This window comes from Planococcus sp. ISL-110 (genome assembly GCF_018613575.1).
Taxonomy (GTDB): domain Bacteria; phylum Bacillota; class Bacilli; order Bacillales_A; family Planococcaceae; genus Planococcus.
The window spans coordinates 1-16422 of record NZ_JAGGPX010000012.1 but is presented as its reverse complement, the minus strand read 5'-3'; the positions used below and the strand labels follow the sequence as shown (position 1 = coordinate 16422).

At 44.3% G+C, this 16422-nt stretch carries 19 protein-coding genes; 16 read left to right on the top strand and 3 right to left on the bottom strand.

The window, feature by feature from the left end; all coding sequences use genetic code 11:
• Positions 1-5: 5 nt before the first annotated feature.
• From J7I83_RS07835 to J7I83_RS07825, 3 genes are read left to right on the top strand one after another with little or no spacing between them, the layout of a single operon-like run.
• Complete coding sequence (locus J7I83_RS07835) at positions 6-362, top strand: ArsR/SmtB family transcription factor (RefSeq protein WP_215100146.1); 357 nt, start codon at positions 6-8, stop codon at positions 360-362.
• Positions 355-2424, top strand: coding sequence for a heavy metal translocating P-type ATPase (locus J7I83_RS07830; protein ID WP_215100145.1), 2070 nt, complete (start codon positions 355-357; stop codon positions 2422-2424). Before J7I83_RS07835 ends, J7I83_RS07830 begins: the two co-directional genes overlap by 8 nt.
• A gap of 21 nt (positions 2425-2445) precedes the next feature.
• Positions 2446-3564 (top strand): GNAT family N-acetyltransferase, encoded by a 1119-nt coding sequence (locus J7I83_RS07825; RefSeq protein WP_215100144.1) that lies wholly within the window; start codon positions 2446-2448, stop codon positions 3562-3564.
• 187 nt (positions 3565-3751) lie between these two features.
• Here the strand turns inward: J7I83_RS07825 and J7I83_RS07820 are convergent, their stop codons facing one another.
• On the bottom strand, positions 3752-3907 hold the full coding sequence (locus J7I83_RS07820) for a lmo0937 family membrane protein (RefSeq protein WP_146558271.1): 156 nt from the start codon (positions 3905-3907) through the stop codon (positions 3752-3754).
• Positions 3908-4082: 175 nt separating this feature from the next.
• Here J7I83_RS07820 and mntR point away from each other — a divergent pair, with 175 nt between their 5' ends.
• The 6 genes from mntR (at position 4083) to J7I83_RS07790 (ending at position 8727) form a co-directional block, all read left to right on the top strand.
• Positions 4083-4505: a transcriptional regulator MntR gene (gene mntR, locus J7I83_RS07815; protein WP_215100143.1), complete on the top strand. Its 423-nt coding sequence runs from the start codon at positions 4083-4085 to the stop codon at positions 4503-4505.
• A 21-nt stretch (positions 4506-4526) separates the two neighbouring features.
• Positions 4527-5387: a CvfB family protein gene (locus tag J7I83_RS07810; protein ID WP_215100142.1), complete on the top strand. Its 861-nt coding sequence runs from the start codon at positions 4527-4529 to the stop codon at positions 5385-5387.
• A gap of 53 nt (positions 5388-5440) precedes the next feature.
• Complete coding sequence (locus J7I83_RS07805) at positions 5441-6328, top strand: DUF1002 domain-containing protein (RefSeq protein ID WP_215100141.1); 888 nt, start codon at positions 5441-5443, stop codon at positions 6326-6328.
• A 133-nt stretch (positions 6329-6461) separates the two neighbouring features.
• Positions 6462-7430 (top strand): ring-cleaving dioxygenase, encoded by a 969-nt coding sequence (locus tag J7I83_RS07800; RefSeq protein ID WP_215100140.1) that lies wholly within the window; start codon positions 6462-6464, stop codon positions 7428-7430.
• A gap of 18 nt (positions 7431-7448) precedes the next feature.
• Positions 7449-7730, top strand: a complete 282-nt coding sequence (locus J7I83_RS07795) for a GNAT family N-acetyltransferase (RefSeq protein ID WP_215100139.1) — start codon at positions 7449-7451, stop codon at positions 7728-7730.
• A gap of 412 nt (positions 7731-8142) precedes the next feature.
• A complete protein-coding gene (locus J7I83_RS07790) occupies positions 8143-8727 on the top strand; it encodes a DUF4064 domain-containing protein (RefSeq protein WP_215100138.1) in 585 nt (194 codons plus the stop codon).
• A gap of 88 nt (positions 8728-8815) precedes the next feature.
• Here the strand turns inward: J7I83_RS07790 and J7I83_RS07785 are convergent, their stop codons facing one another.
• Positions 8816-9307 (bottom strand): GNAT family N-acetyltransferase, encoded by a 492-nt coding sequence (locus J7I83_RS07785; protein ID WP_215100137.1) that lies wholly within the window; start codon positions 9305-9307, stop codon positions 8816-8818.
• Between the two features lie 95 nt (positions 9308-9402).
• On the opposite strand from J7I83_RS07785, the gene J7I83_RS07780 reads away from it, so the two are divergent.
• Both J7I83_RS07780 and J7I83_RS07775 read left to right on the top strand, forming a co-directional pair.
• Positions 9403-9855, top strand: coding sequence for a GNAT family N-acetyltransferase (locus tag J7I83_RS07780; protein ID WP_215100136.1), 453 nt, complete (start codon positions 9403-9405; stop codon positions 9853-9855).
• 86 nt (positions 9856-9941) lie between these two features.
• The gene (locus J7I83_RS07775; RefSeq protein ID WP_215100135.1) at positions 9942-10334 is read left to right on the top strand and encodes a hypothetical protein; all 393 of its coding nucleotides are present in this window, start codon (positions 9942-9944) and stop codon (positions 10332-10334) included.
• Between the two features lie 37 nt (positions 10335-10371).
• Here J7I83_RS07775 and J7I83_RS07770 read toward each other — a convergent pair whose 3' ends face one another.
• Positions 10372-11499: an MFS transporter gene (locus tag J7I83_RS07770; RefSeq protein WP_215100134.1), complete on the bottom strand. Its 1128-nt coding sequence runs from the start codon at positions 11497-11499 to the stop codon at positions 10372-10374.
• A 103-nt stretch (positions 11500-11602) separates the two neighbouring features.
• Here J7I83_RS07770 and J7I83_RS07765 point away from each other — a divergent pair, with 103 nt between their 5' ends.
• From J7I83_RS07765 to J7I83_RS07745, 5 genes are all read left to right on the top strand, one after another.
• Entirely contained in the window at positions 11603-12499 is an 897-nt protein-coding gene (locus J7I83_RS07765; RefSeq protein ID WP_215100133.1) for a diacylglycerol/lipid kinase family protein, read from the top strand.
• Between the two features lie 351 nt (positions 12500-12850).
• Positions 12851-13636 carry a helix-turn-helix domain-containing protein gene (locus tag J7I83_RS07760; protein WP_215100132.1) on the top strand — a complete coding sequence of 262 codons (786 nt, stop codon included), beginning with the start codon at positions 12851-12853 and terminating at the stop codon, positions 13634-13636.
• Between the two features lie 294 nt (positions 13637-13930).
• Positions 13931-14710, top strand: coding sequence for a membrane protein insertase YidC (gene yidC / locus J7I83_RS07755; protein ID WP_215100131.1), 780 nt, complete (start codon positions 13931-13933; stop codon positions 14708-14710).
• A gap of 57 nt (positions 14711-14767) precedes the next feature.
• A complete protein-coding gene (locus tag J7I83_RS07750) occupies positions 14768-15007 on the top strand; it encodes a hypothetical protein (RefSeq protein ID WP_251047544.1) in 240 nt (79 codons plus the stop codon).
• A 364-nt stretch (positions 15008-15371) separates the two neighbouring features.
• Positions 15372-16211 carry a M15 family metallopeptidase gene (locus J7I83_RS07745; RefSeq protein ID WP_483313431.1) on the top strand — a complete coding sequence of 280 codons (840 nt, stop codon included), beginning with the start codon at positions 15372-15374 and terminating at the stop codon, positions 16209-16211.
• Positions 16212-16422: the final 211 nt, after the last annotated feature.

Sequence of the window (16422 nt, the reverse complement as noted above, 5' to 3'; positions counted from 1 at the left end):
GCGGCATGAAAGAAGTATGTGAAGTGACAAAAGTCCATCCGGAAGCGGTCGATCGCGTCCAGAAGCGCATGACCGATTTAGGGGATGTAGCAAATTTATTTAAAGCGCTGGCGGATGAAACTAGATTGAGCATCGCATATGCCTTAACGATAGAAGAAGAAATGTGCGTCTGTGATATTGCTGCGGTCATTGGCTCTTCCACAGCGACCGCTTCCCATCACCTGCGTTATCTGCGGGAGCGTGCATTGGCAAAGTCGGAGCGCAAAGGAAAGCAGATTTACTATTCCTTGTCGGATGACCATGTCCGCCAATTGGTGACAATCGCTCATGAACACACGAAAGAAGGTGTGGAAAATGGTTAAAACCTACCGCCTTGAAAATTTATCGTGTACCAGTTGTGCGGCCAAGTTTGAAAGGAATGTCCGTGACTTGCCTGATATCAAGGATGTCAATTTGAATTTCGGTGCTTCCAAATTGACCATCGACGGGAATGTGACGATTGAAGCGCTTGAAAAAGCAGGCGCCTTCGACCATATCCGTGTTTATCCTGAAAAAGAAAAAGTCCAGCATGTTCCCTTCTATCAGCGTCGCCAGACGATAGAGACCGCTCTTTCGCTGCTGCTGCTGATAGCGGGAATCATTGTTTCGTTCCAAATCGGCGAAACGCATCCCTGGTCCATTGCGCTGTTTGGCGGTTCCATGGCAATCGGTGGTTACCATATGTTCTGGACCGGGCTGAAAAACCTCAGCACATTGCAGTTTGATATGAAAACGTTGATGACAATCGCAATTATTGGTGCAGTCATTATCGGCGAATGGCGTGAAGGCGCTGTTGTGGTATTTCTTTTCGCTGTCAGTGAAGCATTAGAGTCCTTCTCCATGAACAAAGCGCGCCAGTCGATCCGCAGCCTGATGGATCTGGCTCCGGCACGGGCACTCATTCAGCGCAGCGGTGAATTGATTGAAATGGATACGGAAGATATCCGAATCGGAGATATTTTGATCGTCAAACCGGGGCAGAAAATCGCCATGGACGGCACGGTCCTTCGCGGGCAGTCGGCGGTCAACCAAGCAGCCATTACAGGAGAATCGCTTCCTGCGGTCAAAACTGTCGGAGATGAAGTTTTTGCCGGTACGATGAATGATGAAGGGGCACTCGAAGTCACCGTTACCAAACGTGTGGAAGACACTACCATCGCAAAAATCATCCATCTTGTAGAAGAAGCGCAGGCCGAAAAAGCGCCGACCCAGAAGTTTATCGATCAGTTCGCCAAATACTACACACCAGCCATCATCGCCATCGCCTTTTTCGTAGCATTGGTCCCAGGCTTTGTGACCGGTAATTGGGAACTGTGGGTTTACCAGGGCTTGGCAGTACTTGTAGTGGGTTGTCCATGTGCGTTAGTTGTGTCAACTCCGGTCGCCATTGTGACAGCCATCGGCAATGCCGCGCGTCAGGGAGTACTCATTAAAGGCGGCGTTCACTTGGAAGAAACCGGCCGGATCAACGCAGTCGCCTTTGATAAAACGGGAACATTGACTAAAGGGTATCCGGAAGTGACAGACGTTCTGACCCAAAGTACCATCGCCAATGAAGAGCTGCTGAAACTGGCAGCATCAGTGGAAACCATGTCACAGCATCCCTTGGCAAGAGCCATTTCAAAAGCAGCAGCAGGTGTCTATGCTTCTGAAGAGTTTAACTCGGTTACGGGCAAAGGTGCTTATGCACTGGTTAATGAAGAAACTATCCACGTCGGCAGTTTGGATTGGGCAGAAGAAAAAGGCTTACGTATTCCGGAAAAAGCGCGTAAACTGCAAGAGAGTGGAAAGTCCGTTACCGCTGTATTTTCAGAAACAGCGCTGCTGGGAATCATTGCCGTAGCAGATGCCATTCGCACAGAAAGCCCTTCAATCATTAAGAAACTGAAAGAAATGGGCATCAAAGGGACCATTATGCTGACAGGGGATCATCCGGCAACGGCAACAGCTATTGCAGCGGAAATCGGTGTAACGGATGTCCGGGCGGGATTAATGCCTGAAGACAAACTATCTGCAATTAAAGAGTTGAAAAAGCAGTACGGCCGAGTTGCTATGGTCGGTGATGGCATTAACGATGCACCGGCTCTGGCTGCATCAAGCATTGGCATCGCGATGGGCGGAGCAGGGACAGACGCAGCGCTGGAAACTGCGGATATCGCCCTGATGGCCGATGATTTGGAAAAACTTCCTTATACAATTCGACTCAGCCGAAAGACATTGCGTATAATAAAAGAAAATATCGTCTTTGCATTAGGGCTCAAGATCATTGCATTGCTGTTAATTATTCCAGGCTGGCTGACACTGTGGATTGCGATTTTCGCAGATATGGGTGCCACGCTCATAGTAATCTTGAATGCATTGCGTCTTGTGAAAGTTCAGAAGTGAGGTACGTTTGGAGGTTTTGTATTGAAGTTAACAGAGTGGACAATGGAAGAACAAGAGCAGCTGATTCATTTTATGACAACCAACTCGTGGCCTTTTCATGGGCATGAGCATCCTGTCCGGGCTTTGATCGAAAAAACGATTGAAGAGGGCGGCTATAAGTCGGATCAAGTGACGACATTCTGGATTGAAGATGAAGAAAAACAGCAGGTGGGCTTAGTGAAAATCTTTGATTTGCAGGACGACATCCCACTTTTCGATTTGCGGATTGCAGATCCTTACCGCAGCAAAGGCTATGGACCGAAAGCATTGAAGTTGGTCGCAGATTTTGTCTTCTCGCTGCCAGAGAAGAAAATTCGTCTGGAAGGCAATACACGGCATGACAATTTTGCCATGCGCAAAGCTTTTGAGCGTACCGGCTTTGTCAAAGAGGCCCATTTGCGCCAAGCCTGGTTTTCTCCAAGGGAAAACCGCTATTATGATGCAGTGACTTATGGCATGACCCGCGAAGACTGGCAGGCGGGAATCACAACGCCGGTGCTGTGGGACGACAACGTAACAGAAATCAAAGAGCCGCCGTTCAATCCGATACTGCTGGATTTCCCGGAAGAATTCGAGTCGGAGCGCTTACTGATCCGTGCGCCAAGAAAAGAAGACGCACAGGCCAGTTACGAGGCGGTCATGCATTCTCTGGAGGCATTCCGGCCATGGCTGCCATTTGCACAGCAAAAGCCTGACCTTTCAGAAACAAAAGCGACCTTGGTTGAAGCTGAGGCGGATTTTAAATTGCGCAAGGATTTGCGGCTTCATTTCTTTCTGAAGGAAACCGGACAGTTTATCGGTTCTACAGGGCTTCATCGCATCGACTGGGAAGTACGCAAATTCGAGATTGGCTATTGGGTTGACAGCCGCTACGAGGGCAAAGGATTTGTTACAGAAGCGGTCGAACGCATCACACGTTTCGCTTTTGAAGAACTCGGAGCCAACCGCGTCGAAATCCGTTGTGACCCCGACAATGTCCGCAGCCGTGCGGTAGCCAACCGGCTGCAATTCGAGTTGGAAGGCATCTTGCGGAATGATGCGGTTTCCAGGGTAGGGAATAAGCTCCGGGATACCTGTGTTTACGCTAAGGTCAGAAAATAGAGTCCGGCTCTAAGAACAATTAGGGGAGCGGTTAAGCTCTTTGGAAAGCGGTAAGAGAAAGGCTGATGTTTTTCTCTTCCCGCTTTTAAAACTGGAGCATCCTAAATAAGAAAACAAAAAAAGGCTGTTCCCAAAGTCATAATAAATGACTTTGGGAACAGCCTTGTGCGTTCAGTTAATGCTATGGCTATACGCCTTTACGTCCAGTTACTAAATTGATAACCAGAACGATTGCAGCAATGATTAGAAGAATGTGTATTAGTCCACCTGCTACGTCCATTAAGAATCCGATAAGCCATACTACGATAATAACTGCTAAAATAATCCAAAGAATGCGTCCCATATTTTTCACCTACCTTTTCAAGAATAACTATTTTGTTTATAGTAATAACTACCCTGACCGCAATTAGCTTAAACCTTTCTGAAAAAACGGACTGTTACAAGGACACCCAAGTTCAGTTGTTTCAATGATGGCGGTATAGTAAACTGAACATAGTTACGTGAGGGAGGAAAGAATTTTGCCTACTCCAAGTATGGAAGACCATATTGAAATCATCTATTCATTAATTGAGCAAAAGGGCTATGCGCGTGTATCGGATATCGCGGAGGCCTTATCGGTGTTGCCTTCTTCTGTCACCAAGATGGTTCAGAAGCTGGATAAGGACGGATACTTGATATACGAACGTTATCGAGGTCTAGTGTTGACGCCAAAAGGTCAGAAACTGGGAAAACGGTTGTTGCAACGGCATGGTTTGCTTGAGCAATTTCTCCAGTTGATTGGTGTGGAAGAAGAGCGGATCTATGGAGACGTTGAAGGAATCGAACACCATTTGAGCTGGAATTCAATCGATCGGATTGCCGATTTGGTCCAACTGCTGGAAGAAAGCCCGGATTTTAGGGAGAAGCTCGAACAGCTGAAAAAAGAAGGAAAAGACAGTTAATAAAAATAGGAGGAGCTTATTATGGCTTTACACCCAGGATTAAAAGCGACATTACAAGTAAAAGACCGTTCGACATCGCAATGGATTTTATCAGATGGTTCAGGCGATGAAGTGATGATGAATGCGTCAGAAATAGAAGAAGGCCAGGAAATCGGAGAAGAGATTGAAGTCTTTCTATACCGCAACCGCCAAGGAGGCGTTTCGGCCACGCCGATGATTCCTCACATCCTGCCAAGTGAATACGGCTGGGCGAAAGTTTTGAAAGTGTCACCTCGGGAAGGCGCAGTAGTTGATATCGGCACAACACGCGAAGTCTATCTACTGCCAGCCGATCTTCCACAAATCATGGAATTATGGCCAAAGCAGGGCGACCATATCTTTATGACACTTCGTACAGATCGCCACGGTGATCTGTACGGGCGTCTCGCAACTGAAGAAAAAGTTCTGGAACTGATGCAGCCGGCACCGGGAACCGCTTTTAATCAAAACTTGCAGGCACGCGCTTACCGCCTGTTGCCGGTTGGTACTTTCATGCTGTCAGTACCTGAAATGTACCGGATCTTCGTTCACGAAACAGAACGCCATGAAGAACCACGCCTTGGGGAAGAAAAAACCGTCCGCATCATCGATGTCAAAGACGATGGTACACTTAACGGCTCGTTGCTTCCAAGAAAACAGGAACGTTTGTCAGATGACGCGGATGAAATCATGCGTTATCTCGAAGAATCGGGCGGCAAGATGCCATTTACCGATAAATCTTCACCGGACGAAATCCAAGAAATCTTCGGTATGAGCAAAGCGGCTTTCAAGCGTGCACTCGGCAAATTGTATAAAAACCGCCAGATCACCCAAGAAGAAGGATGGACCAAGTCAACGAAGTAAAGGAACCTTTTTAAGTTAATTTCGTATTAATTTAAAGAAAGGGGCAATAAAAAATGAAAAAATTACTCACTGTCATAGCATTACTGTTCACTCTGTCTATTATGCTGCCGTCATACAGTTCGGCAAATGTCGGCATCAATGAAAAGTTTGGCCTGCCGATCGTAGTTTACGGAGGCAATTTATCAGCTGATGAAAAAGCATCTGTTGCTGAAAGCCTGGATGTTGCAGGAGAAGTGGATGTGGAAGAAATTGAAGTGACCGGACAGGACCTGGTCAACTACATCAAAGATGGCGACTCCCGTGCGAACATGTATTCATCTGCAAAGATCACCCGCAAAGATGAAGGTGCTGGTCTGGTCATTGAAATCGTGACTCCCGACAACATCACACAAGTGACGTCTGAAATGTACGCCAATGCCATGCTCACTGCAGGTATTGAAAACGCTACTGTAGAAGTGGCAGCACCCAAAGCAGTAACCGGCCATTCAGCGCTCGTAGGAATCTACAAAGCGTATGAAGTGAACGGCGAAGAATTGGATCCCGAACGGACAGATGTCGCAAACGACGAATTGACCGTTGCAACTGAACTGGCAGATGGCGGCGTGGAAGAGGCTAAAGTCAGCGAACTGTTAACTGAAATCAAAAAGCAGATTGCAGAGCAAAATCCGGCTACGCGTGAAGAAGTGGAACAAATAGTCGAAGAGCAATTGAGCAATCTTCAAATCGAATTAAGTCCGGAAGACCGTCAATTATTGGTGGATCTGATGGACCGAATCCGACAGCTTGATATCGATTTTTCACAGTGGTCAACCCAGTTGGAAGACTTGAGCAAGACCATTGAAGACAAAATTGGCGAAATCGTCAACGACGAAGGATTTTGGGAAAGTGTGAAGAAGTTCTTCAGAAATTTAGCTGATACAGTACGCGGCTGGATGAATTAATTGGAACAAGCAAGCCCTGAATTTCAGGGTCTGCTTGTTTTTTTTGTTGGAGTTTAATGGCTTGCACCCGATAAAAGACAGTGATAACATTGAATTAATATCTCGAATTCAAGATAATTGGGAGGGACTAAGGATGAAATTAGAAGGAATTCACCACGTTTCTGCTATAACAGCTAATGCTGACGCTAACCATGACTTTTTTACACGGATACTGGGAATGCGCTTAGTAAAGAAAAGCGTCAATCAGGACAATCCATCTTCCTATCATCTGTTCTACGCTGATGCTGTCGGAACTCCGGGTAGTGACATGACGTATTTCGATATTCCCATGGCCGGAAGGACACGCCCCGGTGTTTCAAGTATCAGCAATACCGCATTCCGTGTAAAAAGTGAAAGAGCGCTGGATTATTGGATTGAACGCTTTGTTGAATTGCAGGTTCCCCATGGCAGCATTGAGAAGCGCTTCAATCGTGCAACTTTAACTTTCCAGGATTTCGAAGGCTCCAGATTGATGCTTGTCGCCGATGACGGCAACGGCATTGAATATGGAATACCGTGGACCAAGTCCGGAATTCCGGAAGAGTTTGCGATTATCGGATTGGGGCATGTCCGCTTGACGGTCCGCAAAAGCGATAAAACTGCAGCTGTTTTGACAGACATTATGGGATTTCAACAGGTAGGTGGCTATCCATCCACTGTAGAGGGACAAAAAGATATTTTAGTCTTTTCGACAGGAAAAGGCGGTCCCGCTGGCGAAATACACTTAGAGGAGCGTTCAGACCTTCCGCCGGAACGTCCCGGCAGAGGAAGTGTCCATCATGTTGCGTTCCGTATAAAAACGTACGAAGATTACAGCAAGTGGAATGATTATTTGCGATCAAATGGTTTTGTAACTTCCGGCGAAGTCGACCGTTATTATTTTAAGGCAATTTATTTCCGGGAGCCTAATGGGATTCTTTTTGAATTATCGACAGATGAGCCAGGCTTCGCAACGGACGAACCGATGGATGCTTTAGGAGAAGAGCTTGCACTGCCGCCATTTTTGGAGCCGAAACGCGCTCAGATCGAAGCATCTCTTCGCCCATTGAATATTAACCAGTGAATAGGAGGAGAATGGAAGATGAATTTTAAATTGATTGAATTAGGAAACGACGAATTTTCCTTCCGTCTGGAAGAAGAAGGGGAAATGAAAGCGGAAATCACGTGGACAGAGTTGGCGGATGTCATGGTCATTGAGCATACATTTGTTGATGAAGCGATGCGCCACAAAGGGTTGGCCAAGAAGCTTTTAGATCAGGCAGCAGACTACGCACGTGAACACAGCTATAAAATGGAACCGGTCTGTTCTTATGCAGTGACGGCTTTTGACCGCTATAAAGAATACGATGACGTCAAAATATAATCAAAGTTCTTCTACAATGGGGATTTCACTTTAGTTGATCATGAAAATGGAATAATGGACACACAAAAAGCAATCCGCTGTCAGTCGAGTGGATTGCTTTGTTAATTGAAGATTATGTAGTTTTTCATTTGTTACCTCCGCTTTAAATGCTTGTCATAAAGAAAACAATCGCTGTTAAAACTGAAGCTCCACCAACACCATACATGAAATCCGCTTGATTAAAAATTAGTTTTTTTTCCATTTTTTAGAACCCCTTTCAAATGCTTGATATTAATAAAATACCCGACTGGCAGTTTTTTAAACAGGTTTTATTAATTTTAATAGGGGAACAATGTAAGTATATGAGCAAATCTCTTATTTATACGTCTACTACATTTAAGAGGTTAAAAGTAAAAAGAAAGAGGTGGATTAAATGAATCAAGACACGGTGAACAGAGCGGGAGAGAAAGTGCTCGGCATTATCGGAATCATCTTTAATATCTTAGCTATCGCTTTAATCGGTTTTGCGATGGCCAGCTATGCGAACGTTCAAGGTACCCCGGAATTCCAGCAGTTTATCGAAGAGGAAATGATGGCCAATCCGGAATTTTCAACTCCGGAAGAAGCACAGGTTGTCATGGACATGATGTCGGCAAGCTTCGGCGTAATGGGATGGGTGCTGATTGCACTATTGGCGTTAAGTACAATTCTAGCAATTATTGCCTTAGTTAATCTCCGGAAAAGCGGGAAAGCATCCATTGCCGGTGTCTTCTTTATCTTGGCTGGTTTGTTTGCGGGGTTACTATCATTAACTTCCATTCTTTTCTATATCGCTGCAATCATGTGTTTTGTACGCAAACCGAGTGTGCAAAACAATCAAAATGTACGAGATGATGATTTCAAGTACCAGGAGGATCAACTTCGCCGCAAAGAAGAATCAGTGCGCCGCGAAGACGAAGTACGCCGTGACGATGCAACAACCCGCAACGATGACGATACGCCTTATCGTCCGCTGTAAAACAGAGAAAGTGCGAAAAGAGAAAGAGACGCTCAGGCATTTTCAGCCTGAACGTCTCTTTTGATGTGTCTGCAAGAAAAGCAGCTGCCTATAGGGCAGGTGCTTTTAAATCATAGACATATTTGGCGGTTTGGAGAGGATGGCCTTCGAACAATTCTTCGAATTCCTCCAAAAATTCAAAACCGTTTGCTTCATAGAAATTACGGCCTTTCATATTCTCGCTTTCTACGTAGACGAATAACTGGTTGCCGTTAAGCAGGTAACTCAGGCCGCTATTGAGCAATTGTTTACCATAGCCGGAGCGTTGAAATTCCGGTTTCATGTAAATGGCAATCAGCTCGGCATCACCATCTTCGTCCACTTTCGTGAAATTAGCGAAACCAACGGGCTGGCCTTCGTGTTCCGCCAGCAATATAATGGTTCTTTTTAAACGCATCTCCATCATTGGAGTAGAATATGATTTATCCAGAAAAATTTGTTGGACTGTAGGTGGAATGATGCCAGTGTAAGTGTCATTCCAACTAACTTTGGCAATTTCCTGAACAGATGTGATATCTGCGGATGTACCTGTACGAATCATGCAATCACCTCTGAAATTGTTTCTGCAATCATATCAAAAAAAGAGCCCAATAGCCACTAATGTGGAATAATAGAAGTAAAAGGAGGCTGTAACATATGGACTGGAAGACCTACCGATTCGATGAACTAACTGCTAAAAAATTATATGAGGTGTTAAAGCTGCGTGTGGATGTGTTTGTGGTTGAACAAAACTGCCCCTACCCCGAGCTGGACGATTTAGACCAGCGGTCCATTCATTTGTTGTACAGTGAAAATGATGAAGTATTAGCCTATGCGCGGCTGGTTCCGGCAGGAGTGAAATACGAGCTGCCTTCCATTGGCAGGGTCATCGTACGTGAAGATGCCAGAGGGCGCGGCTTTGCGAAGCAGTTGCTGGAGCGCAGCATCAACTATATTTTGGAGGAATGGCAGGCTTCGGCAATTCAGTTGCAAGGACAGGTATATTTGAAGGAGTTCTATCAATCTTTCGGATTCCAATCCATCTCAGACAGCTACGATGAAGACGGGATTCCACATGTGGACATGAAACTTACGCATAGTAAAATGTAATGCTTTTGACATATAAAAAAAGATTAGCTTATGAAAAATAGGGTATTTACTAAATAATAAACAAATTAGATGAAGGAGTGTTGTAAATGGCAAGAGGAAGAGGTCTCTTATTAGCAGGGTTAGCTGCAGGAGCATATGCATATTTCAAAAATCCTGAAAACCGTGAAAAAGCCACAAAAGCTTTCAATGAGGCGAAGGTGAAAGTGAATTCTTATATGGAATCGCAAAACCTTGATAAAGAAGGCAATCCGACCTCGGACAATGCTGATGGACCAAGCACCACAGAAAAGCGCGAAAACAAGATGGTTGCAGAAGGCGGCGCCTCAGCAAGCGTTCAGTACTACAATGAACAGCAGCAAAAAAAGCTCGATAAAGAAAAGGCCGACATGAAGCTGTCATCGAACGATAACAGCAGTGAGAAATCCGAAAACACATCTTCAGCTACACCTGAAAATAAAATCGATACAGATAAATTATAAGAATAGGATGGTCCTGGACCATCCTTTTTACTGCCAATTATTTTTTGAAAGTCAGCACATTAAGCAAAGCGACAACCATTAATAGCGAACCGCTGACCATAAATCCCTGGTTGGGGCTTAAAGCAAATGCACCCGTAATACCGGAACCGGCTACGACACCGATGGAAAAGAATGCATAGAAATAACCGTAAGCCCGACCTCGGGATGCAGGATCCGTTGAATCGATCAGGATGGAATTGATCGACGGGAACAGCAGAGCGAAGCCCAATCCGTAGGCACACATGCTGGCATATAACAGCCACTCAACCGATACAGCACTCAGGAAGAACAGTGAGGCGCCCATGACTGCAAAGCCGGCGATTAAGGTGTAAATGGGCCTGGCGGCATCGAAAATTCGATTGACAGGCAGCAGAAACACCAGTATGGCCGTTAATCCGAAGGTGCTGAGCAGCAAACCGCTGAGCTGGGAATCCATCCCAAGTCCTTCAACTTTAAGCGGCAGCATATAAGCCAGGACTCCCTGCGAAAACATCAGAAAAAAAGCACCTGAAAAAGAGCGGATCAACCCGTTGTTCTTTAAGATATCCTTTAGAGAAACCGCGTATTTGACTGCCTTTTTTTTCTTTACGGCTGTCTGGCGTAATGTGAAAAATGCAGCTATCCCCATCAGCAAAATCAGTATTCCAGTCAGAAGCATGGTTTGCGGAACATCGTTTCGGCTTGCATAAATGGCTCCATAAGCGGGTCCAAGAATGGCTGCCAATCCGACAAAAGCACCTGACAAAGCCGCACCTTTTCCGCGTTTTGTGGGTTCAGTGTGGTTGGCCAGGTAAGTGAAAGCTGCTGGCACCGTAAGTCCGGCTGCCAAACCATGAAGAAATCTGACAGCCAGCAGACTATATGGACCATCGATTGAAGAATATGTGAACAAGGTGAAGCTGGTCGACAATAAGCCGATGACTAAAATTGCAAAAGGCCCTTTTCGATCGGAAAAAATACCGGAAATGACGTTCCCGAATGTATTAGACAGCGAATACATGCCGACTGCCAATCCAGCAATAAAAGGGCTGGCACCCAATGACACCGCATAGGTGCTCATGATGGGAAGCTGGGCAAATAAGTCGAAAAACGCAAAAAAGATAATAATATAAACGAAGATTCGCAAGACAGTTCCTACTTTCTTGAACAAATCGCAGTTTTAGGATTTGTTCACCCTGATTCAGGGGTAAAGATAGCTATAGCTCTATTATACCATCGGAGGTCTGATGATGAAAAAAGCAATGTTTATACTAAATCCATCTTCTGGAAAAGAACGTGCTGCAGAATACCGTGAACAAGTCGAAGAAACGCTTGTCTCAATGGGCTATGAAGTGGATACGAGAGAAACGCAGAAGGCGAAAGATGCGACTCATTTCGCAGCTGAAGCTTGTGAAAAAGAATACGATTTCGTCGTCGCGATGGGCGGCGATGGCACCATCAACGAAGCTGTATCCGGATTAGCGGAAAAACCGCATCAGCCGTTGTTTTCATTGATTCCACTTGGCACTGTCAACGATTTTGCGCGGGCTCTCGGAATTTCACTAGATCCGCCTGAAGCAATCGAAGCACTTAAAACCGGTTATGAAAAGCGAGTGGATATCGCGAAAGTCGGAGACCATTTCTTTATGAACATACTGGCAATCGGAGATATTGCAGAATCCACTTATGATGTTGATCCGGAGTTGAAAACCAAATTGGGAGCTTTAGCCTACTTTCTTGAAGGTATAAAAGCCATTACAGCAGATACAGAAACCTATTTTGAGATTGAGCATGATCATGGGACTTGGGCTGGAGAAGCGAAACTGGTATTAGTCGCACTGACAAATTCAGTAGGCGGTTTTGAAAAATTAGCGCCGGAAGCTTTGACTGATGATGGTTTGCTGCATTTGTATATTGTGAAAAATGCAGCATTGCCAAGCTTTATCCGCATTGCAACATCGGTGTTGAGAGGCAAGCTGGAAGAAGATCCGTCAGTAGAGGCAGTTCATACAACAAAAGTGTCAATTAAAACCAATGAACCTTTGTCCTGTAACATAGATGGTGATGAGGGATCCAAAACGCCATTTGTCATTGAAGTATTGCCGCGTCATATCCGTGCGCTAATCCCACCGGACAAAGATGAATAAATAACAGCTAAATACATTACCGAATGGATTTCAAGGTGCAGACGCTGAAATCTATTCGACTGCCAAGCAGGAATTTAAAACAAACTATCTATTTTTTTCGGTTTGTTTTACATTCCTGTTAAAATTGAGTTTTATGAAGTAAAAATGAAACCTTTTTAAAACGATTTCGTTATATTTAGTATAAATTTTGTATTAAAATGTTACTGATGGCATAAGGAATGTATTAGATTAGTAGAGCAAATTACACAAAAAAATTACAAAATCAGCAGCATATCGCTATTATTTTAGGTTATTTCAGTATATAGTTGAAACAACGCTGCAAAAACTTGTACAAAGAAAGACGGGGAAACGATGAATATTATCACCGCACCATCCATTCAAGAAACCATTTCGAAAATCTTTATGAATGAAACAGAAAGTTTAAACCAAATTGAAGGGTTGGATAAATTTTTTGAAATTGAAACACAGTTAATGTATGAGATTCACCACCTTGAAAAAGAGCGGGCAAAAGAAACCTTGAGAGAATTGATTGATATGCTTTCTCTTCGCTCGGAAAAAGACATCATCCGCTCGATCCGCAACTATTACATTATTCTGTCTTCCGTCATGGCGCGCAAACTATACGAAATGCGTGTACCACCTAAGAAAGCATTCGCTTTTAATTCAGCTTGTGTAGAATTAGTGGATAAGCATATGAATGATTCAGAATTCATGTTTGTGGCAGATGAGTTGATCGAATTCTTTGTATCGATTATTTCTGAGCGCAAGCAGCCGTCTTTTGGCCATCAAACAGTCAATAAAGTTGTCATCTACATTAATGATGAGGTAGAGCGCGATTTGTCAGTCGAGGAGATTGCCAAGCACTTTAATATTTCAACAAGCCATTTATCCCGGATTTTCAGAGAGCATGCCGGTATTACCCTTGTTGAATATTTGAACGTCCGCCGTGTCGAAGAATCACAATACTATCTGCGCCATTCCGACAAAGGCATTTCAGATATTTCCAAGCAGTTTCATTTCTGCAACCAAAGCTACTTTACACGAATCTTCAAAAAATATACCGCAGTCACGCCAAAACAATTCCGTGACAGCCAACACATTCCATATTTCCGCTATACACTACCAAACGCCAAGTAAGGAGAAGAAATTCTCCTTTTTTTCTTGCTCACTTTTCACCCTGGTCCAACTGGATTTACTTGGTTAATGATTTTCCTTTCGCATATCACTTTGGCTTTGTGGTTCGCCGTTATAGGGAAACGGGGATTTTTTTCAGAAGATAACAGCTGAAAAGTGCCGGTTCATCTTGCGGTATGCAAAGCCGTAATTTTGTCACAAAACTTAAAAAATCAAACAGTGTTCTGTCCATGGATTGAATTTTGCTGCGCTTATCGTTATACTTCTTAGTAGTTGAAAAGGGTGAAGGTGACTAATTTGAAAAAGAAAATTACATTATTAATGATGATGGCTATTGCTGCTGTTTTATTGAGTGGTTGTTCCGCTGTTGAAAACAAAGAGGGATACTTTTATTCCATATTTGTAAAACCATTTGATATCTCTTTAGATTATTTAGGCGGATTGTTCGGTGGCAGCTACGGCATGGCCATTGTTGTCATTACGATCATTATCCGCTTAGTATTAATGCCTTTCATGCTGCGCACATACAAACGCCAGCAAGGTATGAAAGTCAAGATGGATAAAATGCGTCCAGAAATGGAAGATATCCAAAAGCGTTTGAAAGAAACAAAGGATAAAGATGAACAGATGAAACTGCAGCAGGAAATGATGGGTCTTTATAAGAAACATGAAGTAAATCCGCTGAACATGGGTTGTTTGCCTGTCATTATTCAAATGCCAATCATCATGGGTCTTTATTTTGCTATTCTGTACTCACCGGATGTTCGCTCCCACGAGTTCTTATGGTTTAACCTCGGTTCACCCGATGTGATCATGACTTTGATTGCCGGAGCAGTTTACTTCTTCCAGGCAAAAGTGTCTTTATGGACGATGCCTGAACAGCAGCAAAAGCAGATGAAACTGTTCGTTTATATTTCGCCAATCATGATCATGTTCATTTCATTTACATCGATGGCAGCTTTACCGGTTTACTGGATAGTCGGAGGGATCTTACTGATCATTCAGACCTTCATTGGTCGCAAGTTCTATTCGAACCATCCGGAAAAAGCGCTTGAAGCAGTAGAAGAAAAAAAATAATAATGGCTGGCCGGCAAATATTGCCGGCTTTCTTTTTTGGAGGATGCTTACGTGAATATGAAACTATTGCAAGGAATCGGGATTGGGCTGTTGAGTGTCACCGCATTAACGTTTCTGATATTCGGTTACCTGGAAGTAGCGGTACTGTTTATGACTTTGCTGTTCGTTCTGACAAACAGCTTCCGTTATCGCCATATGAAGGCACAAGGCATGCACCGGGAAGCCAAGTGGATGCTTGGCATGAGCATTCTCTTTGGCATCTTGTTCTTTGTGGTGTTGGCGACTATTTTGGTATAGAAATAAAAAACAGCGTAATCTCATTTACTGAGATTACGCTGTTTTTGTATATTCATACTGTTCTTTCATTCGTTCTTCAAGTAGTGTATCCAATTGGTTCATTAATGCCTGGATATCACATTCAGTAATACGACTCAATGTTTCCACTCCTTCTAGATTTATAATCAGTTTTTCGTAAAAAACCTCATGCTTATGGGGGTCGTATAAACAAAGTGAATGCAAACAGCATGTCATTTCCCGTGAATATGGCTCATGTTTTTTGGGTATGCAGGTTCAAGCATAGAGAAAATAGAGCTCATCGAAGAAGAAATTCAACAATAAGCATGGTAGAATAATAAAGAAGTTGACAGAAGGAAGGCTTGGCATGAAGTTCATGGATAAAATTAAACAAAACAACAAAAAGTTCTATATAAAATGGATGGTGATCTGTGTGTCAGCAATTATGGCTGCTCTTGCAGCAGTATGGTTTTACGTACACGACTGGGATGTCGAGCAAAGTATGAAAGCATTGGCGGAAGCTGTAACAATTGAAGAGCCCGCTATAGAAACACCGAAAGAGGATGCGGCAGCGCCAACTGAACCCGAAAAGCCGGAAGCAAGGGAAGAGGAGCCAGCAGCAGAAAAACCTGAAGTAGAGGGAAAGACAGATGCTACGGTCTATCCGGAAGTCAGTGCATTGCCTGTAGAACCTACTTTGGTCAATGGCGTGTTACTCGCAAACAAACAGCATCCGTTGCCTGAAACCTATGCGCCCGGAGAAGTGCCGGAAGCGCGTGCAGCTTTTGAAACGATGAAAGCCGCAGCAGCGGAAGACGGTCTCAACCTGTCAGCATTCAGTACATATCGTGATTTTGCACGGCAAAAACAATTGTACGAAGGTTATGTAGCGAAGGATGGCCAACAAGCGGCAGACCGATACAGTGCACGCCCTGGCTACTCGGAACATCAGACAGGTCTCGCATTTGACATCGGTGAAGCCGGACAAGAGCAGCATTGGGCTTCCGCATCCTTTGGTGACACTGAAGGGGGCAAATGGCTGGCAGCTAATGCCCATAAATATGGATTTATTCTGCGCTATCCGGAAGGCAGTGAACAAATCACGGGCTATATGCATGAATCTTGGCATTTCCGTTATGTTGGAAAAGATATTGCTACAGAAATTTATCAAAAAGGCATGACGTTGGAAGAGTATCTAGGGGTTTAAGAAAGCAAAAAAAACGTCTCCGTTTTTCGGAGACGTTCAGAGTGTAGACAAAGTCTAATCAAAACGAATAGCGGTGTATAACCCCAACAAGCGTAGTAATCCCTTCACTCAAGGATCTGGAGCGCAAGGTGGCGACTCCTGCGGTAGAACGGAGTGATGAGACCCCGCAGGAGCTTGCGACGAGGAGGCTCAGCGCTTCGTCCGCGGAAAC